The following is a 23,084-nucleotide window of genomic DNA, read 5'->3' on the forward strand; positions in this document are numbered from 1 at the left end:
TCTAGGGCGGGCTACAGGCTGTCGGCCAGCGCGGGCTCTTGCGCTTCGTCGGTCCAGCGCTGGCGGATAGCTTCGAGCTGTGGTCGCAGACCGATGAAAACGGGCGCCAGCGCCGGGTCAAAGTGCTGGCCTGACTGTGCCTGGATGTGCTGCAAGGCCGCATCGACCGACCAGGCGCGCTTGTACGGGCGCACGGAGGTGAGTGCATCAAACACATCTGCCAGGGCCACGATCCTGGCTGCCAGCGGAATGTCTGCACCGCGCAGGCCACTGGGGTAGCCGGACCCATCCCATTTTTCATGGTGGGTCAGGGCAATGCTGCGCGCCATCTGCAGGATGCCGCTGTCGTGCTCGCCAATGATCTCCGCACCAATGGCGGGGTGCTGGCGCATGGTCTGCCACTCGCTGTCGGTCAGGGGGCCGGGTTTGAGCAGCACGGCATCGGGGATGCCGATCTTGCCCACATCGTGCATGGGGGCGGCGTGTAGCAGGTCGTCGGCCCAGGTGGGGGGGCAGCCAATGGCCAGCGCCAGTGCCTGGGCAAAGTGGCTCATGCGCATGACGTGCATGCCGGTCTCGTTGTCCTTGTATTCCGCCGCGCGGCCCAGGCACTGCACAAGGTGCAGGCGTGACTGGCGCAGCGCCCGGGTGTCGACCAGCGAAAGGTGTGTGCGCACCCGCGCCCGCACCAGCGGGGCACGCACGGGTTTGAGGATGTAGTCGACCGCACCGGCCTCAAAGCCCTGGGCTTCGTCGCCGGTTTCGGACAGGGCCGAGACAAAGATCACCGGGATACTCCGCGTCTTGGGGTCAGCCTTGAGCTGCCGGCACACGTCATAGCCGCTGAGCGCCGGCATCATGATGTCCAGCAGGATCAGATCGGGCGGCTGGTGGGCCACCAGTTGCAGGGCTTTGGCGCCATCAGTGGCAAATTGCAGGCGGTATTCCTGCCCGAGTATCTGGCGCAGCACATGCAGGTTGGAGGGCTCGTCATCCACCAGCAGCAGGCGTGGCCGGTGGTCTTCATGGCTGGGCAACATGGGGCGGCTTTGTCGTGTCTAAAGGGGGCAGGTCTGTCATCAGCAGCTGCACGCATTGCAGTGCCTGATCCAGGTCGAACAGGTCCAGCGCCGCTTGCAGCGGTGCGATGGCGGCAGTGGGCAGCCATTGGTGGAGGCTTTGCATGGCGTGGCTGTCAATTTCTCCCACATGCAAACTGCTTGCCAGGGTGTGCAGCGCCGCTTGCAGCTGTGCTTGCGTGTGCGCGGGCAAGCCGTGTGCCACGGCGGGCGCTGGGGCGCTGGCGGTGCCGCCAGCAGGCTCTGTGGCGCGCAGCAAGGCTTCCACCTGCGCCAGGGCAGAGCCCAGGGCAGGCAGCTGTTGTTGCAAGCTGCTGCAATCACCGTTGCGGGCGGCGGTCTCCAGCACACCCAGCAGCGTATGTAACTGGGGCAAGGCCAGATTGCCCGCCGCGCCGCGCATGCGGTGCACGATGGCGGCGGCCGTGGTGGCGCCCGACTGTTGTGTCAGCACATACAGCTCTTGCACGCGGTTGTGCTGCTCGGCCATGAAGCGTGCCCAAGCTGCGCGCAAAGGTGCGGGGCCTCCCCACAGCTGCAGGCCGGTGTGCCAGTCGGCCACGTGGCTATCCATCGGCAGCTGGGTGGCGGGCTCGGCATCCGCTGCGGGTACGGTGGTGGCGTTGCGTTGCTGCAGCACGCGCGCCATCTCCAGCATCAGCTTGTGGAGCTCCAGCGGTTTGGCGGCGAAACCATCCATGCCCGCGGCATCGCAGGCGCGCCGATCCTGCTCCAGCACGCTGGCGGACAGGGCAATGATGGGCATGCGGTCGACAGCGTTCTGGGCCTCCCATTCGCGGATGGTGCGCGAGGCCTCCAGGCCATCCATCAGCGGCATCTGCAAATCCATCAAGATCAGGTCGAGGGCCAGGGTTTGGCGCAGTTGCACGGCTTCCAGTCCGTTGCGTGCCAAATGCACCTGGTGACCGTGGCGCTGCATCACGACCTGCAGCAGCTCCAGGTTTTGCGGCACGTCGTCGACAGCCAAGATCTGCAGCGCAGGCAAGGGTGTCACCACCGAGGGCACGGTATTGCGCGGGGCTTGGCCAGCGGCCAGCGGCAGGGTGACGTGAAACTCTGTGCCTTGCCCGGGCTGGCTGCGCACGCGGATGTCTCCGGCCATCAGTTGCGCCAGCTGGCGTGAAATGGTGGTGCCCAGCCCTGTGCCGCCAAAGCGGCGGGTGGTGGAGGCGTCGGCCTGGGCAAAGGGGGCAAAAATATGCTCCAGCTTGTCGGCGGCAATGCCGATGCCCGTGTCCTGAATGCGCAGGTGCAGCGTGCCGTGGCCATAGCCCACTTCCAGGCGCACATGGCCGTGTTCGGTGAACTTGACGGCGTTGCCCATCAGATTGGCCACGATTTGCTGCACCCGCAGTGCGTCACCCTGCAGGTAGTGGGGCACTTCGCTGTGGATGTCGAGCAGCAGCTGCAGCCCTTTTTTCTCGGCCTGAATGCGCTGTGCCCCGACGACCAGATTGCACAGGTCGGCGATGGAGAAATCATCCACCTCCAGGCTAACGGCACCCTTGTCGAGCTTGGCGGTGTCCAGAATGTCGTTGAGCAGGCGCAGCATGGAGCGCGCCGAGCGGTACACCGTGTCCACATAGCGCTGCTGCATGGGGTGCAGCGGGGTGTCGAGCAGCGCCTCCGAGAAGCCGATGATGGCATTCATGGGGGTGCGAATTTCGTGGCTCATATTCGCCAGGAAGGTGCTGCGCGCGGCCGCTGCGGCCTCGGCTTTTTCCTTGGCCTGTAGCAGGGCTTGCGCCAGGGTGTGGCTGGCCGTGATGTCGGTGACGAGCTGGGTGATGCGCACGGGCTGGCCATTCGCATCCAGGATGGGGCTGAACGAGGTGTTGACCCACAGCAGCCGATCGCCGCTGGCGCGTGCCTGGCATTCCAGGCTGACGTGCTCACCGCGCTGCAGCGATTGCCACATGGCGGTGTCCTGGGCGTGTACCTCGGGGGTGTCGAGGCAGAACATGCGAAAGTGCTGGCCCTGCACGTCGGACAAGCGGTAGTGGAACATCTGCAAAAAGTGCTGGTTGGCGTGCAGCACATGGCCGTCCAGGCTGTATTCCACGAGGGCGATGGCGCGGTTGATGGCAGCGATCGTGCCCTCAAACTCTGCATTGCGGGCCTTGGCCTCGGTGTGGTCCATCAAGACGCCGTCAATCCAGCGCACATGGCCTTGCGCGTCATAGACGCCGCGGCCGCTTTCCGTCACCCAGCGCAGGCTGCCATCGCGGTGGCGCAGGCGGTACTCGCAGGCATAGGCCACCCCGGCTTCCAGGGCTTCGGCCACGGCGCGGTGCAGGGCGGCGCTGTCGGCCGACGGCAGCAGCTGTTCCATGCGCCGGGGCTGGGCCAGCAGGGCTTCGGCGGGCCAGCCGGTCAGCGCTTCGACGGGGGTGCTCAAGAACAGCGGCTGCCAGGGGGCGTGGGCGGCGCGGCGGAAGGTGACGCCGGGGATGTTGCTGATCAGCGTGCGGTGCTGCTCTTCGCTGTGGCGCAGCGAGGTTTCCATGGCATTGCGCTGGCGGATGTCGGTCAGAAAGCCGACGAACAGTGGCTTGTCGGCCTGTGCCACCGGGCCCACGGCCAGGCGCACATCGATCAGCGTGCCGTCTTTGTGCAGTGCCTGCACTTCACGGCCTGAGCCGATGATGCTGGTGTGCCCGTTGGCCAAGTGGCGCTGCAGGTAGCCGTCATGCGCGTGGTGGTGGGGAGCCGGCATCAAGGTGTTGACGTTGCGCCCGATTACCTCGTGTGCCTGCCAGCCCAGCAAGCGCTCTGCTGCGGGGTTGAAGGCCACGATGCTGCCATCCCCCTCAATCATGATGATGCCGTCCACAGCGGTGTCGACCACGGCGCGCAGGCGCGCTTCGCTGCGGCGGATTTCCGCAAACAGCTGGCGCCAGCGCCAGCCAATGCTCAGTGCCAGCAGCACCATACCGACCAGCAAGCAGGCGCTGGCACTGAGGGTCAGCGGTGTCCACGGGCTCTCCAGGCGAACGCTGCGCATGGGGTCGGGCCCCACGGGCAGGTGGATGGCATCCATGGCGATGTAGTGCATGCAGGCAGTAGCCAACCCCATCACTGCGCCGCTGAGCAGCACCGTGGTGCGTGGGCCCGCACCCAGGTCTTGCAGGCGGCCATAAACCGTGATGGCCAGCACGGCCAGTGCCAGGCCCAACGCCAGGGCCAGCGCCAGGCCGATGGGGGCGTAATCCATGTAGTGCGTGGCTTCGGAGGCGCGCATGCCCCAAAAGTGCATGGTGGCCACGCCCAGCCCCAGAGCCAGGCCGCTGAGCAGCATGCGACCCCAGCGGCGCTGCGGGTGGCTGAGGGTGTGCACCACCAGACCTGCAGCAAGCAGGCTGGGCAGGGCGGAGAGTGCGCTGTGCAGCACGGCAAAGCTGCCGGAGCCGCAGGGCGTGAACGCCTGCATGCCGATGAAGTGCATGCCCCAGACCCCGCCGCCCAGGCTGACCGTGCCAGCAGTCTGCCAACCCCGGCGGTGTGTGCCCAGGCTGGCGCGGTGGGCGCAGTGCAGCGCCAGCATGGCCGTGCACACGGAGACGGCGATAGAGACCGCTACCAGCCGTGGATCCATCCAGGCCCATTGCATGGGCACATAGGCCAGGTCATCCGAGAGAAATCGAATCCACATACACAAGAAGAGGGGCAGCAGCGCAGAAGGTCGCCATCTTGCCTGAAATGTGTGAATTTGTAGGATTTGTCTTACTTTGTATGCCAGCACACCTTGTGCATTGACCGCTTTCATGGCACGGCCCAGATAGGGTGTGGCGATGAATGCAATAGCAACTATCAAATTTAATTATTAATTGCTAATAGCTATTATTTAACAACTTTCCATTGAGGCCGTTGTTATGTCGAACATCCACCACCTGCTGCGCAAGAACGAGACCGTGCTGCTCAAAACCGCCAGCTACTACGTGATCCACGTGGTGGTGGCTGCCTGCGTGGCGTATGCGGTGACAGGCAATGCCCTGGCCGCGCTGACCCTGAGCCTGCTGGAGCCCAGTGTGCAAGCCGTGGCGTACTTTGTGCACGACAAGGCCTGGGCGCGCGCATCGCTGCAGCGCTGGCGCACGCTGGTCAAGACGGCCAGCTACTACGGCGTGCACCTGACCGTGGCTGTGGGTGTGGCCTATGCCGTGACGGGCGATTGGCTGGCGGCGCTGACCCTGAGCCTGCTGGAGCCCACGGTGCAAATGGTGTTCTTCTTTCTGCACGAGAAAGCCTGGGAGAAAAAGGCCCAGGCCCGCCAAGCCGCCCGCACGATCACCTTGGTCTGCGCTTCGGCCTCGGGCTGCACCCGCCAGCAAGCCTGTGCCCAGCACTGCGCGCTGCAGCATGTCGCATGAATGTGCACCGCCCTTTGCTATCAGGAGTCGCAATGTCCCAAACAACATGGTGTGGATTTGAGCAATGGCTGGTGCAGCGCCTGGCAGGCATGGCGCCATGCCACAGTTAAAAAAGTAGCGCCTTGCACTTGTGCTTTCTTGTTTTCAATGTGAAAACATCTGGAATTAACCGCACAGCATGCGCGGCATGCTCATAAAAAAAAGCCCTGCCACCTTACGGTGCCAGGGCTTTGTGCCTGAAGCGGTACTCAGTCCAGCGTGATCTTGGCGGTCTTGATCACTTCACGCCACTTGGCCACTTCGCTTTGCAGGAAAGCGGCAGAGGGCTTGGTGTCCAGACCGGCAGGCAGCACGCCGCCCGCATCCAGCTTGGCCTTCACATCGGCGTCGGGCAGGGCCTTGGCGATTTCCTGGTACAGACGGTCGACGATGGGCTGTGGCGTGCCTGCAGGCACGGCGGCCATGAACCAGGCATCGGCCGTGAAGCCCTTCAGGCCGGCTTCGGTGGTCGTGGGCACATCGGGCATGGAGGGCAGACGTGTGTCGTGGGCCACGGCCAGTGCGCGCACATTGCCCGCCTTCAGTTGCGAGTTGATGGTGACGGCTGTCAGGAAGCCAAAGTCGGTTTCACCCGCCACCAGCGACACCACGGATGGCGCGCTGCCCTTGTAGGGCACGTGGGTGATCTTCACGCCGGACTGCATGGCGTACAGCTCGCCACCCATGTGGTTGGGGCCGCCGGTGCCGGACGAAGGGTAGTTCAGCTTGCCGGGGTTGGCCTTGGCGGCAGCGGTCAGGTCAGCCAGCGATTTGAGCGGGCTGTTGTGGCCGACGGTCAGCACCAGCGGGCTGCGGCCCACCAGGCTCACAGGCGTCAGATCCTTGAGCGGGTTGTAGGGAAGCTTGGGGTACAGGCCAGGGGCCATGGACATGCCGCCCACATCGCCCAGCACGATGGTGTAGCCATCGGGTGCGGCCTTGGCCACACGGTCGACACCGATGGTGCCGTTGGCGCCGGGCTTGTTTTCCACCACCACGGAAACGTGCATGTTCTCGCTCATCTTCTGGGCCAGCAGGCGGCCCACGATGTCGGTGGAGCCACCGGCAGAGAACGGAATCACCAGCGTGATGGGCTTGCTGGGATAGGCATCGGCGGCCTGGGCAGCGCCCGTGAGGCTGGCCGCAGCCACCGTGACAGCGCCCAAAGTGGCACGCCAAATGGAGACAGAAGAATTCGCCAACTGCTTCATTAGATTCCCTAATCAATGGTTAGTAAGGTTAACGAAAGAAAGCATAGCGGCTAAAACACAGGGTGTGTGCATGCAAGCTGTCGTTTTGCTGAATTTCGCGAAACACGATTGAGGTGCTCTGGGTTGAAGGTGTTTGACCCCAGCGTGTGGCAGAGCACATGCTGTTTTTGATAGCAACCACCTACAATGGATTACTAAATATCAGAGATTGCACGTTCGATACGCTGTGTGCAATTGCAACTTTTTGCGTCCAGGGAGACGAGACGACATGTCCGAGACCACCACCCCCGCCTTGCCCGATAAACGTGCTTTGCTGCGCCAGTCCGCACTGGAGTACCACGAGTTTCCCAAGCCCGGCAAGGTAGCGATTGCTGCCACCAAGCCCATGGCCAACCAGCACGATCTGGCCTTGGCCTATTCGCCCGGCGTGGCCGCACCCTGCGAAGAAATCGTCAAAGACCCCGCAGCTGCTTTCAAGTACACCAGCCGTGGCAACCTGGTGGCGGTGATCTCCAACGGCACGGCCGTGCTGGGCCTGGGTGACATCGGTGCGCTGGCTTCCAAGCCCGTCATGGAAGGCAAGGGCGTGCTGTTCAAGAAGTTCGCCGGCGTCGATGTGTTTGACATCGAAATCAACGAAAAAGACCCGCAAAAGCTGGTAGACGTGATTGCCGCCTTGGAGCCTACGTTCGGCGCTATCAATCTTGAAGACATCAAGGCGCCCGAGTGCTTCTTTGTGGAGCGTGAGCTGCGCAAGCGCATGAACATTCCCGTCTTCCACGACGACCAGCACGGCACGGCCATCACGGTGGCGGCCGCCATGGTCAATGCGCTGAAGGTGGCGGGCAAGAAAATTGACGAGATCAAGCTGGTGGCCTCGGGGGCCGGTGCCGCCGCTTTGGCCTGCTTGAACCTGCTGCTGGAAGTGGGTCTGAAGCGTGAAAACGTTTTCGTCACCGACATTGCGGGCGTGGTCTACGAAGGCCGTACCGAGCTGATGGACGAGGACAAGGCGCAATTTGCCCAGAAGACCGATCTGCGTACCCTGAGCCAGGTGATCGAAGGCGCCGACGCCTTCCTGGGCCTGTCGGCTGGCAATGTGCTGAAAAAAGACATGGTGGCTAAGATGGCCGCCAAGCCCATCATCTTTGCGCTGGCCAACCCCAACCCCGAAATCCTGCCGGAAGACGTGAAGGCCGTGCGTGACGATGCCATCATCGCCACGGGCCGCACGGACTACCCGAACCAGGTCAACAACGTTCTGTGCTTCCCCTACATCTTCCGTGGTGCGCTGGACTGTGGTGCGACCACCATCACCACCGAGATGGAAATTGCCGCTGTGCATGCGATTGCCGCGCTGGCAGAGGCCGAGCAGTCGGAAGAAGTGGCTGCCGCCTATGTGGGCCAGCAACTGAGCTTTGGTCCTGAATACCTGATCCCCAAGCCGTTTGACCCGCGCCTGATGCTCATCGTGGCACCGGCCGTGGCCGATATGGCCGCCAAGTGCGGCGTGGCACAGCGCCCGATCCAGGACATGGATGCTTACCGCGAGCACCTGAAAACGTTTGTCTACGCGTCTGGCACCGTGATGAAGCCCATCTTCACCGCTGCCAAAAAGGCCGCGAAGAAGCGCGTGGCCTACGCGGAAGGCGAAGAAGAGCGCGTGCTGCGTGCCGCCCAGATCGTGGTCGACGAGCGCATTGCCCGCCCCACGCTGATTGGTCGCCCAGCCATCATTGCCCAGCGCATTGAAAAGTTCGGCCTTCGTCTGGAGCAGGGGCGCGACTATGACGTGGTGAACGTGGAAGATGATCCCCGTTACCGCGACTTCTGGCAGACCTACCACCGCATGACAGAGCGCAAGGGCGTGACTGCCCCCATCGCCAAGATCGAAATGCGCCGCCGCCTGACGCTGATTGGCTCCATGCTGCTGCACAAGGGTGAGGTGGATGGCCTGATCTGCGGCACCTGGAACAACACCTCCATTCACCTGCACTACATCGACCAGGTGATCGGCAAAAAGGCCGGTGCCACCACCTATGCCTGTATGAACGGCCTGATGCTGCCCGAGCGCCAGGTGTTCCTGGTGGACACACACGTCAACTACGACCCCACGGCTGAGCAGTTGGCCGAGATCACCATGATGGCCGCCGAGGAGATGATGCGCTTTGGTATCAAGCCCCGTGCCGCGCTGTTGAGTCACTCCAACTTCGGCACCAGCAACCAGCCCAGCGCTATCAAAATGCGCCAAACGCTGGAATTGCTGCGCATTCAAGCCCCGTGGCTGGAAGTGGATGGCGAAATGCATGGCGACGTGGCGCTGGATGCCGAGGCACGCATGAAGCTCATGCCCAACAGCAGCCTGAGCGGTGAAGCCAACCTGTTGGTGTTGCCCAACATTGACGCGGCCAACATCTCCTACAACCTGCTCAAGCAGGCAGCCGGTGGCGGTATTGCCATTGGTCCGGTTTTGCTGGGTGCCAGCCAGCCCGTGCATGTGCTGACCCCGAGCACCACGGTGCGACGGATTGTGAACATGACCGCCTTGACCGTGGCCGACGCCAACGTGGGCCGCTGATCGGTCACTGCAGGGAGTCAAAAAAGGGCTGATTGCTGATGGCGATCAGCCCTTTGTTCTTGCAATTTGAAAATCGCTGCGTCACACTTGCGGATCGAATTTCTGGGCTGAGCCAGACTTTCTGAAAGGTGTTGCGTGATGCGGAATACGGTCATCCGCCCGGCGTTTCGGGCGGTGGGTGCCATGGTGGTGGGAGCAGTGCTGGCGGTATCCGCTGGGGCATTGCAGGCGCGAGGGACGCTGTCTGCCGATCAGGCTGATGTTGTGTCTCTGGACGAACTGCCCTCGCAAGCACGCACCACATATCGACTGATTCTGAAGGGCGGCCCGTTTCCCTACGACAAAGACGGCACCGTGTTTGGTAACCGCGAGCGTCTGCTGCCAGCCCAAAAACGGGGTTACTACCGCGAATACACCGTGAAAACACCGTGGTCCCGCGACCGGGGCGCGCGGCGCATTGTGTGCGGTGGGGTGCCTGTGACGCAGCCTGTGGCTTGCTATTACACCGGCGACCACTACAACAGTTTTCGGAAGATCACGCCATGAGCGCACTGGACCTGGACTGGAATCGCAGCGCCACATACGGGAACTTGTGGACCAGCACGCGCTCCATCACTCCCACGCCCTCCGCTTTGAGTGGGCAACTACGAGCTATAGAAAGAATTACGGAGATGGACACACCGTCTTGTCCCGAACCCCAGAACCTGTTGCGAGGTGTGCGTAGCAACATCGTGCAATCGATCCGCGCGTTCCGCATTTCGGATTTGCAGCAAGCGGCAGAGGCCACGGGGCAGCATTTTCTGTATGCCAATCTGGCCCATGCGCAGTCCAAGCAGGATGCGCTGGATCTGATTGCCGTGCAGTTTCACTTTCCGGTGCACTTCGGAAAGAATTTTGATGCCCTGTACGACTGTCTGACCGATCCTCTGCACAAGGCGGGGCCGCAGCCAGGTTTTGTGCTGGTGCTCGATCAGTTGCCCATGGCCCACAAGTTCGACAAAGAAATGCGCGAGCAGTTTTTGGATTGTTTCCGCGATGCTGCCGATTACTGGGCCGAACGCAAAATTGCCTTCCGCTGCTTTTACTCCTTCCTTTAAGCGACGGATGCCCGTAAAAAAGCGCCCTCATGAGGGCGCTTTTTTTGAGTCTAATCATGTGCTGGCGCTTATCCAGCAAGCGCTGTTAGCTCTTGTTTTGTGAGAGTTGTGCAGCCAGTGCCTCATATTCGGCCACAGGCACTTCCTCGGCGCGGCGCTGCACGTCGAAATCACCGCTGAAGCCTTTTTCATCCAGCCATTTGCCCAGCGTGTTGCGCAAGATCTTGCGGCGCTGGCTGAAGGCCACCTGCACCAAAGTCTCGAGCAGCTTGGGGTCAAGCGCAGCTGGATTGGCGCGCGGCACCATGCGCACCACGGCGCTGTTGACCTTGGGTGGTGGGTCAAAGCTTTCGGGGGGTACAAACAGCACGTTCTCCATGGCGTAGCGCCACTGCAGCATGACGGACAAGCGTCCGTAGTCGGAGTTGCCAGCATCGGCCACCATGCGGTCGATCACCTCTTTTTGCAGCATGAAGTGCTGGTCTTGCACCACATCCACGTGCTCGAGCAAGTGAAACAGAATCGGCGATGAGATGTTGTAGGGCAGGTTGCCGGCCACGCGCAGCTTGGGCACGTCCAGCGTCTGGGCCAAGGCGGTGAAGTCCACCTTGAGCACGTCCGACTCGATCACGTTCAGCTGTGGCTTGGTGCGCAGGCGCGCAGCCAGGTCACGGTCCAGCTCAATCACGGTGATGCGGCCGGTGCGTTCCACCAGGGGCTGAGTCAGAGCCATCAGGCCCGGGCCGATTTCCACGAGGGGCTGGCCGGGCTTGGGGTCAATGGCAGCCACGATGGAATCGATGATGCCGTGATCGGTCAGGAAGTTCTGACCGAAGCGTTTACGGGGAATATGTTTCACGCGGAGAAATTATTGGGGTGGTTCGCGGTATTCCACATAGGCTTGTCCGCGCAGCTCTTGCAGCCAGTTGGCATGGGCCTTCTCCAGCTTTTCTTCGCGGATCACGTCACGCAGCATTTCGCGTTGCTCACGGGGCGTCAATGTGGCTTGGCGGCGATCCACCAGTTGAATCAGGTGCACACCAAAGCGTGAAACCACGGGTTGGCTGACTTGGCCAGGATCCAGGGCATTGAGGGCTTGCTCAAACTCGGGCACATAGCGGCCAGGACCGGCCCAGCCCAAGTCACCGCCCGTTTGGGCGCTGCCATCTTCCGAATACTGGCGGGCCAGATCTTCAAAATGGGCGCCGCCTTCGATGCGCTGACGCAGTTCTGCCAAGCGTTGCGCAGCTTCACGTTCCCCCAATTGTGGCGAAGTCCGCAGCAGAATGTGGCGTGCATGGTTTTGTGTGACAACGGCGGCCACACCGCTGGCGCTCTTGTCGATCACCTTCAGAATGTGGAAGCCTGCTGCCGAGCGGATGGGGCCCACAATGCCGCCGACGGGGGTGGAAGCCACCGCCTCGATAAACAAGCCGGGGTAGCGATTGGCGGGGCGCATGCCCAGCACGGCCTGACCGCCTTCGGAGAAGCGTTTGGCCACGGCGGCAAAGTCGCCTTCCGTGCGCGCGGCTTCCAGTGCTTGCTGGGCGCGTGCTTGGCGCTGTGCAATTTCTGCCTGGCTGGCGCGCTCGGGCACGGTAATCAGAATGTGCCCCAGGTTGATGGCGGCGGTGGCCATGTCGGTCTGGCCATTTTTGCGGCGTTGATCGGCCTGGTACTGGTCAATGTCCTGCTCGGTGACCTTGACGCGGCCATCGACTTCGCGGTTTTGCAGGCGTTGCATCAGCAGCTGGTTGCGGATTTCTTCGCGGAAAGACTTTTCCGACAGCCCTTGCTGGCTCATTTCCCGGCGCATGGCTTCAGGGCTGAGGCCGTTTTGTTGTGCCAGGTTCTGAATGGCTTGATCCACGGCGTAGTCATCGACCTTGATGCCGGTTTCCTTGGCTGTGTGGATCTGTGCCTTCTCGACGATCAGGCGTTCCAGGACTTCGCGAGCTAGCTCCTCAGGGGCCGGCAACTGCTTGGCACCTTGTGCCTGCATGGCCTGCGTGACCCGCTGTATCCGGGCGCGCACCTCGTTGTTGGTCACCGGATCTGCGTTGACCACGGCGACGATGTAATCGGCCGAGCGCAGTCCTTGCGTGGGTTGCGCCACGGCAGCGGGCTGGCTCGATGTAGACAGGGCGCGGGAGAGGGTTTTGTCACCATTGGCAGGACGCATGCCCTGTGCGTGAACTGACCATGTCGAAAAAACTGCGGCACAAACCAGCCCAAAAGCGATGTGACGAGGTGAGGAAATCAGGTGGCGCATAAAAAGCATTAGTCGTAATTGCTAAAGCGGCTTGGTGTGGTGCCATCGCGATCGCGCAAGGCACGGTAACCAGGAACGAACTCTTGCAGGCTGCGCAGCGGATCTGCACCCAGGCTCAAGCGAGAGAAGCCCACAAATTCAAGTTGAAAGAGCAGGCGGGTATTGGCCTCAACGCGGCTATTTTGCATGCGTTCGATCACCACGCGGCCAATCCAGCAGCAGCTGTCATATTCAAAGCCCACGATGGCATCGACCAGTTTTTTGTCCTGCATGCTGTAGTTCAGGCGACCGACGCTGTACCAGCGGCCTCCGCCCGTGGCTTCGCCAAAGCTGTTCTTGTTGCCAGCGTTGAGGGGCCATTGCCAGCCTACATCGACTTGCTCACTGCCGGAGTTGGCCACAGACAGGCTGTTTTCGCGCTGGTAGCGATAGGCTGCGCTAAGGGTTTTGTAAGGACCCGGTGTGTAGCGTCCACTGATCGAGGAGCGTGTGGTGCGTTGGATGTCACGGTTGTATTGCACCAGTGCATCGGTGCTCCAGCGTTGGTTCCAGGTGATGCCACCACCGACCAGGATGTCCGACCAGCCTTTTTCGCCCAAGGTGTCATAACCCAGGCCCACGCGCTGGTCTTTGAAGCGCAGGCGCTGCGCCACACCAAGGCGTGCTACTTCTGATCCATCATCGGGTTTGAGATAACGGGTCGCGAGGCCCACGGTCAGCATGTTGTTGTCGGCAATGCGGTCGCGCCCGGTATAGCTGTTTTCGCTGTAGATGGAGCCGAAATTGAAGTCAGCCAGTGCGGTGTCGTACAGCGGCACCATGCTTTGGTCGCGGTAAGGCGTATAGGTATAAAAAGCGCGTGGCTCCAGGGTCTGCACATAGTTGCGTCCCAGCAAGGATGCATCGCGTTCATACACCAGCCCGCTGTCCAGGCTCAAGGTCGGAATGGCGAACGATTGGCCGCGTGCGCGGTATGCGCCATCGTCAAACTGGTAGTTGCTGGCGTGGAGTTGGACCTTGGGCGTGATGAAGCCGCCTGGGAGCAGGTAGGGGTGGCTGATCTGGCTGAGTATGTAGCTGCGCTGGCCATTGTCCAGGCGCTTGCTGCCATTCCAGTTGTCGGCTTCAAAGCGCGTGGTGTCAGCCAGGAGGTTGACATCCCAGCCTTGGGCTGCCCATGCGGTGGTGTCGTAGCGCCACTGCAGTTGGGGCATGCGATTGAACGGCGGCGCAATTGGAGCATCGATGTCCTGCAAGACCTGCCACTTCTGGGCATACAGCGAAATGTGATGACGCCTGGATGACCATGACAGCCGACCATCACTACTGAGCAAACGGTGGTTGGTATTGCCGAAACTGCTGCTGGCACTAGGCATGCTGCTGAAGTCGCGCCAATAGTTATCGTCGCTGACTCTCTGGAGGTTCCAGGTCAGATCTAGTTTGCCCAGCGGCGATGCAAGGGCAGAAGCATGCTTCCAGTTATAGCCCCAGCGATCCCGATCACGCAGCTTGTCATCGGGCATGTACAGCGTATCGATGGCTCCGGAGTAGGTGGGCTCCAGATAACGGAATTCTGTGCCCAAGCTCACCCCGCGTTTGGTCATGAGGGTAGGCGTGATGGTGGCATCGCGGTTAGGTGCGATGTTCCAGTAGTACGGCTGGCTGTATTCAACGCCACTGACACTGTCAATCCCAATCGTGGGTGGCAGCAGGCCCGATTTGCGCTTGTCCGAGAGCGGGAAGCTGATCGCAGGGATGGGCAAAATGGGGACGCCCTTGAATTCCAAGGCGCCGCCATAGGCCACACCAACGTCTTCCACTCGATCCAACGTGATGCGGTTGGCACGGATCATCCAGTCCGGCTCCCAGCTGTCGCTGTCATCGCGCAAACAGGTGGTGTAGGTGGCTTTGTAGACCACGGTGTTGTCGCGGTCGATGAACTCGATGCGCGATGCATCGCCGTGGCCCTGTGTTTCCAGAAACTGGTAGGTGGCTTCGGTGAAGTCCCCCTGGAATGCATCCACTTGCAGTTTCAGGGCGGTGCCCTGGTAGACGTTGCCGCCGCGGTTGATGTGCACATTGCCTTGGGCATCGACGGTGTCGTTGGCAATGGTGTATTCCACGCGGTCCGCGCGAATCACGGTGTCGCCACGGCGCAGTTCGGCGCCGCCTTCCAAAACCGAGTTGATGTCCGCTTGACCGGTGATTTGCTCTGCCTTGATGTAGGAGGGTAGTTGGTCACGCAGCGCCGGGCTCAGGGTCTCTTCCAGCTGGCTGCTGGATTTGAGGTGTGGCGCGGGCAGTGCCGACTCCCACAGGCTGTGCTCTTTGTCTTGCGCCTGCACGTTCCAAGCCGCTGTGGCGGCCCAAGCCATTGCCAAGGACGCCGCCAGCGGGCGCAGGCGGTACGAGGAAATTTGCTGAGGCAAGGAAAAAGCGTGTGGGCTCACAGGCGCATTCAATCAAGGCGGAGATTAGAGGGCAAGCACGGAGGGGTTCCAGGCCATTTGTAGAATCGGATTATCCATGAGCGATCCTATCCTCCCCACATCTACCGTTGTTTGGACCGACCCCGGTCGTCAAACATTGTTTGAACAATGGCTGCTTGGCCTGACCCAGCAGCATGCGTTGCTGCCGGGCAGTGTACGCCCGGCGTCGGCGGACGCAAGTTTCCGCCGTTACTTGCGTGTCGACACGCACAGTGGCGCCAGTCTGATCATCATGGACGCGCCGCCCGACAAGGAAAACTGCCAGCCCTTTGTGCAGGTGCAGGCCCTGATGGCGCAGGCGGGCTTACCCGTTCCGCAAGTGCTGGATTGGGATGCCGCCCACGGCTTCATGCTGCTGACCGACATGGGCAGCCGCACGCTGATTGAAGTGCTGGACCCTGAAAAGCCGCGCGATGCCGAGCCCTGGTACCGCGAGGCCACTGATTTGCTGCTGCGCTGGCAACTGGCCTCCCAGCCAGGTGTGCTGCCAGTGTATGACGAGGCCATGCTGCGCCGTGAGCTGCAGCTGTTCCCGGACTGGTACATCGTCCAGCATCGCCAGCTGACGCTGGATGACAAACAGCAGGCCGTGCTGGCCAAGACCTTTGACACCATCGTTGCGCAGAACCTGTCGGCACCCAGCGTCTATGTGCACCGCGACTTCATGGCGCGCAACCTGATGCTGCCCGCGCAAGAAGGCGCGGGCCTGTCCATTCTGGACTTTCAGGATGCTGTCTACGGCCCGGTCACTTATGACATTGCCAGCCTGATGCGCGATGCCTTCCTCACCTGGGAGGAAGACTTTGTCATCGACATTACCGTGCGTTACTGGGAAAAAGCCCGGAAAGCTGGCCTGGTCGGGGCGCGCAGCGCCAGCGGCTGGGGCGATGACTTTGGTGAGTTCTACCGTGCCGTCGAGTGGATGGGGCTGCAGCGCCACCTCAAAGTGGCCGGCATTTTTGCGCGCCTGACGCTGCGCGACGGCAAGCCCAAGTACCTGGCCGATACGCCGCGTTTCATCTATTACCTGCGCTCCACCTGCAGCCGCTACCGCGAGCTGGCGCCGCTGCTGCGCCTGATCGATCAGATCGAAAACATCCAGGCCCAGGTGGGCTACGCTTACGGGCGCATGTAAACCATAGCTGTTAGCGCAGATCAATGCTTGATTTCAGGTAAAAAACTATTTGAAATTTAGATTTATCAAGCGCTAGCAGCTACTTTTTTTTGAGGCTGCTATGCCCCGTTTCCACTGTCCTCTTCCGCTGGCTGCCGGCATTGACGTCGATCTGCCACCCGGTGCTGCGCGCCATGTGCAGGTGCTGCGCATGCAGCCGGGCGACACCATCACCTTGTTCGAAGGCCGCCAGGACGGCATCGGTGGCGAATGGCAAGCCACCATCTTGCGCATGGGCCGCAGCGATGTGCAGGTGCATGTGGACAGCCATGCCGCCGTCGACCGCGAAAACGCCCGCCCTGTGCACCTGCTGGCGGGCATTACCGCCAATGAACGCATGGACTGGCTGGTGGAAAAAGCGGCCGAGCTGGGCGTGACCAGCATCACCCCCCTGCTGGCTGAGCGCAGCGTGCTCAAGCTCAAGGGCGAGCGCGGTGACAAAAAACGTGCGCACTGGCAGGCCGTGGCCGTGGCTGCGTGCGAGCAGTGCGGGCGCAATCGCGTACCGGTGATCCATGAAGCGCTTACCCTCGCGCAGTGGGTGCAGCAGGCCCCGGCAGACGGCCTGCGTGCGGTGCTGTCGCTGGCCGACGGCACGCAGCCCCTGCCGCAGGTGCTGAGCGACCAGCCTGCCCAGCAGGCGGTGTTCTTCTTGTCTGGGCCCGAAGGCGGGTTGACAGCGCAGGAAGAGGCGCTGGCCCGCAGCAGTGGTTTTGCGCCTGTCACCCTGGGGCCGCGTGTGCTGCGTGCGGAGACCGCACCACTGGCCGCGCTGGTGTTGTCTACTTTGTAGGACAACACGCCGTTTAGGCAGGGCGGTCGCGTGTAAGCCGCCTGTATCCACACTCGTTCACATTCACCCGGGCAAACCCGCAAGACTGTTTTTTAGACTCTGTCCAGAATCGCTGTAACCAAATATTACAAGTGACGCGCTAACGACAGAATCCGAATGCAGCGTCCGCAGACAGAGGACTTCCCTTGCCTAGTTTTTGCCAGCGCAGCACCGATTGGCTATTTTCCGCCGATCCCGTTTTGCGCGTTCGCTCCAGTATGGCCATGTTGGCAGTGCTGCTCATGTCGGGCAGCGCTGGGATCATGCTATGGCTGGGCTACGCCGGTATCGGCCCTTTGAAAGCCATCGCATTGTGGTGCGTGTTTGCCGTCGGCGGCCTGGCGGTGATGGCGGCCATGGTGCGCCTGGGCTGGAGCCTCACCTGGCGCGATCCGGCGCTGACGTTTCAGCAGATTCTGTGGGCCATCACCTCCAGCGCCGTGGCCTATGTGCTGGCGGGCGAGGCCAAGGGCATCGTGCCGGGACTGCTGGCCGTCACCATGCTGTTTGCGGCCCTCAATCTGCGTGCCAAACAGATCGTGGCGGTGTCTTTGTATGCGCTGGGTGCCTTCTCTATCGCGGTGCTGTTTGCCATTGAGTTTGATACACGCGCCGAGCTGGGTTTGGAGCTGGCCTATGCCCTGGTGCTGGTGCTGATGCTGGTGGGCTGCATGTTGCTGAGCTTGCGCCTGTACCAGCTGCGTGGGCGCTTGCGCAAGCAGCGCCAGGAACTGGCCATTGCGCTGGAAGAAAACCGCGAGCTGGCCTCGCGCGACCCACTGACCGGCCTGATCAACCGCCGCCACATGCTGGAGCTGCTGCATCTGGAGCAGCGCCGCTGCATGCGCGGCCAGCGCACCATGCTGCTGGCGCAGATGGATATCGACCATTTCAAAAGCATCAACGACACCTACGGCCACGCGGTGGGCGATTTGGCCCTGCAGACGTTTGCTGACGTGGTGCGCGAGAACATTCGCAGCTCGGACGTGCTCGCCCGCTGGGGGGGCGAAGAGTTTGTGTTGCTGCTCAGCGATACCGATGTGGATGGCGCCCTGCTCACCCTGCAGCGTGTGCGTGTGGCGGTGGAAAAAGCCGTCATCACCGGTGCGCCACCGGCGCTGGCAATGACCGTATCCATCGGGCTGGCGGAGCATATTGCGGGCGAGGCCTGTGAGCTCACGCTGGACCGGGCTGACAAGGCGCTGTACGGCGCCAAACGCGCGGGCCGCAACCAGGTGGTGGGGGGCGCCCGCCCGGTGCTGGCACCGGCGGCGGCTTCGCCCCTGCCGGATGCCGCAGTACAAGGGCAGCCCTCTGGGCCTTACTTCTTTTAAAAAAGTGAGCGGAACGCGCTTGGTATTTCTAGGGTTGCAGGCAAAAACGTTCTGAAATAAAGAAAGCACCTGCGCAAGGTGCTTTCTTTTTGGATAGCGTGGCCGATCAGGCTGCGACGGGCATGGCCGCAATCACCTGGGCCACCGCTGCGGTCAGCTTCTTGGCGTAGGGCACGTGCAGGAACTCGTTGGGGCCGTGCGCGTTGCTCTTGGGGCCAAGCACGCCGCAGACCATCATCTGAGCCGTGGGGAAGCCCTGGCTCAACAGGTTCATCAGCGGAATCGTGCCGCCCTGGCCGATGTAGCCGCAATCCGAGCCAAAGTGCGCGCGGCTGGCCTGGTTCAAGGCGTTCTCAAACCAGGAGCTCATGTCTGGCGCATTCCAGCCGCTGGAGCTGGACAGGCCTTCCCACGTCACCTTGGCCTGGTAGGGCGCGTTGTCTTCCAGCAGCTGTTTCATCTCCTGCACGCAGGTGGCGGCATCCACCAGTGGGGGCAGGCGCAGGCTCAGCTTGAAGGCGGTGTAGGGGCGCAGCACATTGCCGGCGTTTTGCAGCGTCGGAAAGCCTTCAGCCCCGGTCACGGACAGTGTGGGCTCCCAGGTGCGCTTGAGCAGGGCTTGCACCGGGTCGGTGGTGGTGGGCAGGGCCACCAGGGTGCTGCCGCCGCAGTCATGGTGTGCCCAGGGGAAGCGCTTGTACGTTGCCTCACCCAGGATGGCGGCAGTGGCCTTGGCCTGGGCCAGGCGTTCAGCGGGCACTTCGCAGTGGAAGCTGGCAGGCAGCATGCGGCCGGTGGCGCTGTCTTCCAGGCGGTCCAGCACCTGGCGCATGATGCGGAACGACGAAGGAACGACCCCCGAGGCATCGCCCGAGTGAATGCCTTCGGTCAGGATTTCCACCTTCAGCGTGCCGCTGGCCATGCCGCGCAGGCTGGTGGTCAGCCACAGCTGGTCGTAGTTGCCGGCACCGCTGTCCAGGCAGATCACCAGTTCCACCTTGCCCAGGCGGGGGCGCAGGGCGTCGATATAGGGCAGCAGGTCGGCAGAGCCGCTTTCCTCGGCAGTTTCAATGATGCCGACGATGCGCGGGTGCATCACATTCTGGCTTTTCAGCGCCTGCACGGCGGCCACGCTGGCGTACACCGCGTAGCCATCGTCCGCGCCACCGCGGCCGTACAGCTTGCCGTCTTCGTACTTGGGCGTCCAGGGGCCGAGGTCGCTGCGCCAGCCTTCAAATTCGGGCTGCTTGTCGAGGTGGCCATACATCAGCACGGTAGGGCTGTCGGCGTTGTTGGCGTTGGGCTGGGTGCCAGCCACTTCAAAGAACAGCACCGGGGTGCGGCCAGGCATGCGCACAATTTCCAGCTTCAGGCCTTCCACCTTCTGGGCTTCCACCCAGTTGGCCGCATTGCGCAGCACGGTATCCAGCAGGCCTTGCTGCTCCCAGTCGGGCGCAAACATGGGCGATTTGGCGGGAATGGCGATGTAGTCCTTGAGTTGGCCAACGATGTCGTTGTCCCACTTCTGGCTGACTTGCTCCAGCGCCTGGGTGGTGTTGAGGGCGTTGGCAGGAATGCGTGCGTTCATGGCGAACCTCCGAAAGCAGGGCGGCTACAGGCCGCATAGCAATGCATTGTGCGCCAATCAAAAAAGCCCGCTGCGGCACAGGCCGAGCGGGCGGGGCGGGATATGTCTCCTGTCGATAAAAGGCCGCCTTTTGTCCGCAGAAACAGCCATGCAGCAATGCAATGCTGACATTGGCTCCCGATTCGCTGCCCGGTGGGTTTAGGCGCGCAGCCCTATCAACAGCTGTTCCACCATGTGCTGGGCATAGCGGCTGGCCACCGCGTGGACAAAGGCGGGAAAGTCCACGTGGGCGGCATCGTCGGCCCGGTCAGAGATGGTGCGCACTGCGGCAAAAGGGATGCCGTAGTCGGCACACACCTGGGCGATGGCAGCGCCCTCCATCTCCACGGCCAGCGCGGTCATGCCGGCGGCCTGCAAGTCGGCATGGATGGCCTGAGAGACGGCGGCAGACACGATGAACTGGTCACCGCTGACGATCAGCCCCGCGTGCACTGCAGGGCGGTGGCCCGCCAGCAGAGGCTCGGCCCACTGTGCGGCCATCTGGGTGCAGTGCTGTGCCGCGCGGCACAGCTGCGCGGTCAGGTGGGCATCACACCCAAAACTGGGCTGGGCATAGCCGGGCACCTGCCAGCGCGGGAACAGGGGACGCACATCCATGTCGTGCTGCACAAACTGCTGGGCGACCACCACATCACCCACACGCACGTCGGCGCCCAGGCCACCAGCCACGCCGGTGAAGACCAGTTGCTGGGCCCTAAAGTGTTCGATCAGCGTGGTCGTCGTCGTGGCAGCGGCCACTTTGCCAATGCCGCTGAGCGCCAGCACCACGTCGGTGCCGTGCAAGCGCCCCTGCACAAACTGTCGCCCGGCGCGTTGCACCTGGTGTGCATCTTCCAGGGCGTGGGCAAGGCCGTGCTGTTCTTCGGGCAGGGCGCTCAAAATGGCTAGCGTCATAAAGGATCAGGCGTCAAAAGACATGAAAAACGGCCCCGAAGGGCCGTTGGCAGGTGCAGGCAGTGCCCGCCAGTGTACGGGCTGGGGTCAGCGCAGTTCGCGGCGCAGGATTTTCCCCACGGGTGTTTTGGGGAGTTCGGTGCGGAACTCGATGATGCGCGGCTGCTTGTAGCCGGTCATGTTTTCGCGGCAGAACTTGCGCAGCACCTCTTCGGTCAGGCTGTCGTCCTTTTTGACCACGACCAGCTTCACGGCTTCGCCCGTCTTCTCGTCGGGCACGCCCACCACCGCGCACTCCAGCACGCCGGGGCACATGGCCACCACGTCTTCCACTTCGTTCGGGTAGACGTTGAAGCCGCTGACCAGCACCATGTCCTTCTTGCGGTCCACGATCTTGATGTAGCTGCGCTCGTCCATGGTGCCGATGTCGCCGGTCAGGAAGTAGCCGTCTGCCGTCATGACCTTGGCGGTCTCATCGGGACGTTGCCAGTAGCCAGCCATGACTTGCGGGCCTTTGACGGCAATTTCGCCGGTTTTACCGATTTCTGTCACCGTTTCACCGTTGTCAGCCACCAGTTTGACGTAGGTGCTCGAATTGGGGATGCCAATCGTGCCCGTGAACTCTTTGGCCGTGACGGGGTTGCAGCTGACCACGGGGCTGGTCTCCGACAGGCCATAGCCTTCCACAATCGGGCAGCCTGTTTTTTCCAGCCACAGCTTGGCCACAGCACCTTGCACGGCCATGCCGCCACCGACGGAGACTTTCAGGTGGCTCCAGTCCACGGTGTTGAAGTCTGGGTGGTGAGCTAGGCCGTTGAACAGCGTATTGACGGCCGGGAAGTTGTGGAACTTGTGCTTGGACAGCTCCTTGAGCGTGCCCGCAATGTCACGGGGGTTGGGGATCAGGATGTTTTTGCCCCCGGTGTGCATGGCCAGCATCATGTTCACCGTGAAGGCGAAGATGTGATACAGCGGCAGCGCACACACGCTGGTGACTTGTTCGCCTTGCTTGCGGATGGTGTTCAGCACGGGGTTGAACCAGGCTTCGCACTGCAGGGTGTTGGCAATGATGTTGCGGTGCAGCAGTACGGCACCCTTGCTCACACCGGTGGTGCCACCGGTGTATTGCAGCACAGCGATGTCATTGGGGCCGACTTCTGCGCGGGTGAACGTGGCATTGCGGCCTTGGCGCACCGCGTCTTTGTAGCGCACCGCCTTGGGCAAGTGGTAGGCAGGCACCATCTTCTTGACGTTGCGCACCACGTAGTTGACCAGGCAGCCCTTGAGGGTGCCCAGCGTATCGCCCATGGCGCACAGCACCACGTGTTCGACGGGGGTGTTGGCAATGCATTGCTCCAGCGTGTGGGCAAAGTTCTCAATGATGACGATGGCCTTGGCGCCAGAGTCCTTGAGCTGGTGCTCCAGCTCGCGTGCGGTGTACAGCGGATTGACGTTCACCACCACAAAGCCAGCGCGCAAGATGGCGGCCACGGCAATGGGGTACTGGGGCACGTTGGGCATCATGATCGCGACACGATCACCTTGTTTCATGCCCAAAGACTGGAAGTAAGCAGCAAATGCCTGGCTTTGCTGATCCACATCCCCAAAGCTGATGTCTTTGCCCATATAGGAGTACGCCGAGCGTGGGGCATAGGCCTTGAAGGCTTGCTCCATCAGCGCCACCAGAGAGTGATAGCTGCTGGGATCGATGTCTGCAGGTACGCCTTCAGGGTAGGCCGCCAACCATGGACGCTCACTCATTGTTTGTCTCCGCTCAATTGTCTTTGTTACGCTGGAAAGTGACAGACATGGCGGTAGATGGCACACCTCCCCATGCCCAGGGTCTGTGCCCTTTGGCTGGATTGTGGTGGGCGGGGCGGCAGAGCGCCCCTGTGCAAACCCTAGGTTGAGCGACTCAAAATACGCTTTTTGAGTAAAAAAACGAACGATTGTGCGTTTTTAGATGCACGCCTTGATCCGGGTCTAGTTCCGCAGGCCAGAAAAAACCCACAGGGCTTGCGCCGTGTGGGTCTGGAGTGGGGGGTT

General features: G+C 61.9%; 16 protein-coding genes and 1 pseudogene. 8 read left to right on the top strand and 9 right to left on the bottom strand.

Going from position 1 to position 23,084, the window contains the following annotated elements; all coding sequences use genetic code 11:
* Nucleotides 1–11: 11 nt before the first annotated feature.
* Nucleotides 12–1,040, bottom strand: a complete 1,029-nt coding sequence (locus AC27VO_RS06420; RefSeq protein WP_488665881.1) for a response regulator — start codon at nucleotides 1,038–1,040, stop codon at nucleotides 12–14.
* Complete coding sequence (locus tag AC27VO_RS06425; protein ID WP_488665882.1) at nucleotides 1,024–4,752, bottom strand: PAS domain S-box protein; 3,729 nt, start codon at nucleotides 4,750–4,752, stop codon at nucleotides 1,024–1,026. The genes AC27VO_RS06420 and AC27VO_RS06425 overlap by 17 nt, the downstream gene beginning before the upstream one ends.
* A gap of 220 nt (nucleotides 4,753–4,972) precedes the next feature.
* Here AC27VO_RS06425 and AC27VO_RS06430 point away from each other — a divergent pair.
* Nucleotides 4,973–5,188 (top strand): annotated as a pseudogene (locus AC27VO_RS06430) (DUF2061 domain-containing protein); the annotation flags it as partial.
* Nucleotides 5,180–5,470, top strand: coding sequence for a DUF2061 domain-containing protein (locus AC27VO_RS06435; protein ID WP_488665994.1), 291 nt, complete (start codon nucleotides 5,180–5,182; stop codon nucleotides 5,468–5,470). The pseudogene AC27VO_RS06430 and the gene AC27VO_RS06435, both read left to right, overlap by 9 nt.
* A gap of 248 nt (nucleotides 5,471–5,718) precedes the next feature.
* Here AC27VO_RS06435 and AC27VO_RS06440 read toward each other — a convergent pair whose 3' ends face one another.
* Nucleotides 5,719–6,720 (bottom strand): Bug family tripartite tricarboxylate transporter substrate binding protein, encoded by a 1,002-nt coding sequence (locus tag AC27VO_RS06440; RefSeq protein WP_488665883.1) that lies wholly within the window; start codon nucleotides 6,718–6,720, stop codon nucleotides 5,719–5,721.
* A gap of 268 nt (nucleotides 6,721–6,988) precedes the next feature.
* Between AC27VO_RS06440 and AC27VO_RS06445 the strand changes: the two genes are divergently transcribed.
* The 3 genes from AC27VO_RS06445 to AC27VO_RS06455 all read left to right on the top strand — a co-directional run bounded on the left by AC27VO_RS06445 (nucleotide 6,989) and on the right by AC27VO_RS06455 (nucleotide 10,395).
* Nucleotides 6,989–9,298, top strand: a complete 2,310-nt coding sequence (locus AC27VO_RS06445) for an NADP-dependent malic enzyme (RefSeq protein WP_488665884.1) — start codon at nucleotides 6,989–6,991, stop codon at nucleotides 9,296–9,298.
* Between the two features lie 138 nt (nucleotides 9,299–9,436).
* A complete protein-coding gene (locus AC27VO_RS06450; protein ID WP_488665885.1) occupies nucleotides 9,437–9,844 on the top strand; it encodes a guanyl-specific ribonuclease in 408 nt (135 codons plus the stop codon).
* A 125-nt stretch (nucleotides 9,845–9,969) separates the two neighbouring features.
* Nucleotides 9,970–10,395, top strand: a complete 426-nt coding sequence (locus tag AC27VO_RS06455) for a barstar family protein (RefSeq protein ID WP_488665995.1) — start codon at nucleotides 9,970–9,972, stop codon at nucleotides 10,393–10,395.
* Nucleotides 10,396–10,480: 85 nt separating this feature from the next.
* On the opposite strand, the gene rsmA is transcribed toward AC27VO_RS06455, so the two are convergent.
* From rsmA to AC27VO_RS06470, 3 genes are read right to left on the bottom strand one after another with little or no spacing between them, the layout of a single operon-like run.
* Nucleotides 10,481–11,254, bottom strand: a complete 774-nt coding sequence (gene rsmA / locus AC27VO_RS06460; RefSeq protein ID WP_488665886.1) for a 16S rRNA (adenine(1518)-N(6)/adenine(1519)-N(6))-dimethyltransferase RsmA — start codon at nucleotides 11,252–11,254, stop codon at nucleotides 10,481–10,483.
* A gap of 9 nt (nucleotides 11,255–11,263) precedes the next feature.
* Nucleotides 11,264–12,667 (bottom strand): peptidylprolyl isomerase, encoded by a 1,404-nt coding sequence (locus AC27VO_RS06465; protein ID WP_488665887.1) that lies wholly within the window; start codon nucleotides 12,665–12,667, stop codon nucleotides 11,264–11,266.
* A gap of 8 nt (nucleotides 12,668–12,675) precedes the next feature.
* Entirely contained in the window at nucleotides 12,676–15,042 is a 2,367-nt protein-coding gene (locus tag AC27VO_RS06470; protein WP_488665996.1) for an LPS-assembly protein LptD, read from the bottom strand.
* A 151-nt stretch (nucleotides 15,043–15,193) separates the two neighbouring features.
* Here AC27VO_RS06470 and AC27VO_RS06475 point away from each other — a divergent pair, with 151 nt between their 5' ends.
* The 3 genes from AC27VO_RS06475 (at nucleotide 15,194) to AC27VO_RS06485 (ending at nucleotide 18,496) form a co-directional block, all read left to right on the top strand.
* A complete protein-coding gene (locus tag AC27VO_RS06475; RefSeq protein ID WP_488665888.1) occupies nucleotides 15,194–16,291 on the top strand; it encodes an aminoglycoside phosphotransferase family protein in 1,098 nt (365 codons plus the stop codon).
* 100 nt (nucleotides 16,292–16,391) lie between these two features.
* Entirely contained in the window at nucleotides 16,392–17,123 is a 732-nt protein-coding gene (locus AC27VO_RS06480; RefSeq protein ID WP_488665889.1) for a 16S rRNA (uracil(1498)-N(3))-methyltransferase, read from the top strand.
* 257 nt (nucleotides 17,124–17,380) lie between these two features.
* Nucleotides 17,381–18,496 (top strand): diguanylate cyclase, encoded by a 1,116-nt coding sequence (locus tag AC27VO_RS06485; RefSeq protein WP_488665890.1) that lies wholly within the window; start codon nucleotides 17,381–17,383, stop codon nucleotides 18,494–18,496.
* Nucleotides 18,497–18,602: 106 nt separating this feature from the next.
* Here the strand turns inward: AC27VO_RS06485 and AC27VO_RS06490 are convergent, their stop codons facing one another.
* From AC27VO_RS06490 to AC27VO_RS06500, 3 genes are all read right to left on the bottom strand, one after another.
* A complete protein-coding gene (locus AC27VO_RS06490; RefSeq protein WP_488665891.1) occupies nucleotides 18,603–20,084 on the bottom strand; it encodes a M20 family metallopeptidase in 1,482 nt (493 codons plus the stop codon).
* A 198-nt stretch (nucleotides 20,085–20,282) separates the two neighbouring features.
* On the bottom strand, nucleotides 20,283–21,038 hold the full coding sequence (locus AC27VO_RS06495; protein WP_488665892.1) for a 5'-methylthioadenosine/adenosylhomocysteine nucleosidase: 756 nt from the start codon (nucleotides 21,036–21,038) through the stop codon (nucleotides 20,283–20,285).
* An 87-nt stretch (nucleotides 21,039–21,125) separates the two neighbouring features.
* Nucleotides 21,126–22,799, bottom strand: coding sequence for a long-chain-fatty-acid--CoA ligase (locus AC27VO_RS06500; protein ID WP_488665893.1), 1,674 nt, complete (start codon nucleotides 22,797–22,799; stop codon nucleotides 21,126–21,128).
* Nucleotides 22,800–23,084 lie beyond the last annotated feature (285 nt).

The sequence above is a fragment of the Comamonas sp. 14P8.1.4 genome, assembly GCF_057799285.1.

What these genes read in the sequence shown, in the direction of transcription:
- AC27VO_RS06420 (WP_488665881.1), bottom strand. Translation starts at nt 1,040, where the DNA reads ATGTTGCCCAGCCATGAAGACCACCGGCCACGCCTGCTGCTGGTGGAT.
- AC27VO_RS06425 (WP_488665882.1), bottom strand. Translation starts at nt 4,752, where the DNA reads ATGTGGATTCGATTTCTCTCGGATGACCTGGCCTATGTGCCCATGCAA.
- AC27VO_RS06440 (WP_488665883.1), bottom strand. Translation starts at nt 6,720, where the DNA reads ATGAAGCAGTTGGCGAATTCTTCTGTCTCCATTTGGCGTGCCACTTTG.
- AC27VO_RS06445 (WP_488665884.1), top strand. Translation starts at nt 6,989, where the DNA reads ATGTCCGAGACCACCACCCCCGCCTTGCCCGATAAACGTGCTTTGCTG.
- AC27VO_RS06450 (WP_488665885.1), top strand. Translation starts at nt 9,437, where the DNA reads ATGCGGAATACGGTCATCCGCCCGGCGTTTCGGGCGGTGGGTGCCATG.
- AC27VO_RS06455 (WP_488665995.1), top strand. Translation starts at nt 9,970, where the DNA reads ATGGACACACCGTCTTGTCCCGAACCCCAGAACCTGTTGCGAGGTGTG.
- AC27VO_RS06465 (WP_488665887.1), bottom strand. Translation starts at nt 12,667, where the DNA reads ATGCGCCACCTGATTTCCTCACCTCGTCACATCGCTTTTGGGCTGGTT.
- AC27VO_RS06470 (WP_488665996.1), bottom strand. Translation starts at nt 15,042, where the DNA reads ATGGCTTGGGCCGCCACAGCGGCTTGGAACGTGCAGGCGCAAGACAAA.
- AC27VO_RS06475 (WP_488665888.1), top strand. Translation starts at nt 15,194, where the DNA reads ATGAGCGATCCTATCCTCCCCACATCTACCGTTGTTTGGACCGACCCC.
- AC27VO_RS06480 (WP_488665889.1), top strand. Translation starts at nt 16,392, where the DNA reads ATGCCCCGTTTCCACTGTCCTCTTCCGCTGGCTGCCGGCATTGACGTC.
- AC27VO_RS06485 (WP_488665890.1), top strand. Translation starts at nt 17,381, where the DNA reads ATGGCCATGTTGGCAGTGCTGCTCATGTCGGGCAGCGCTGGGATCATG.
- AC27VO_RS06490 (WP_488665891.1), bottom strand. Translation starts at nt 20,084, where the DNA reads ATGAACGCACGCATTCCTGCCAACGCCCTCAACACCACCCAGGCGCTG.
- AC27VO_RS06495 (WP_488665892.1), bottom strand. Translation starts at nt 21,038, where the DNA reads ATGACGCTAGCCATTTTGAGCGCCCTGCCCGAAGAACAGCACGGCCTT.
- AC27VO_RS06500 (WP_488665893.1), bottom strand. Translation starts at nt 22,799, where the DNA reads ATGAGTGAGCGTCCATGGTTGGCGGCCTACCCTGAAGGCGTACCTGCA.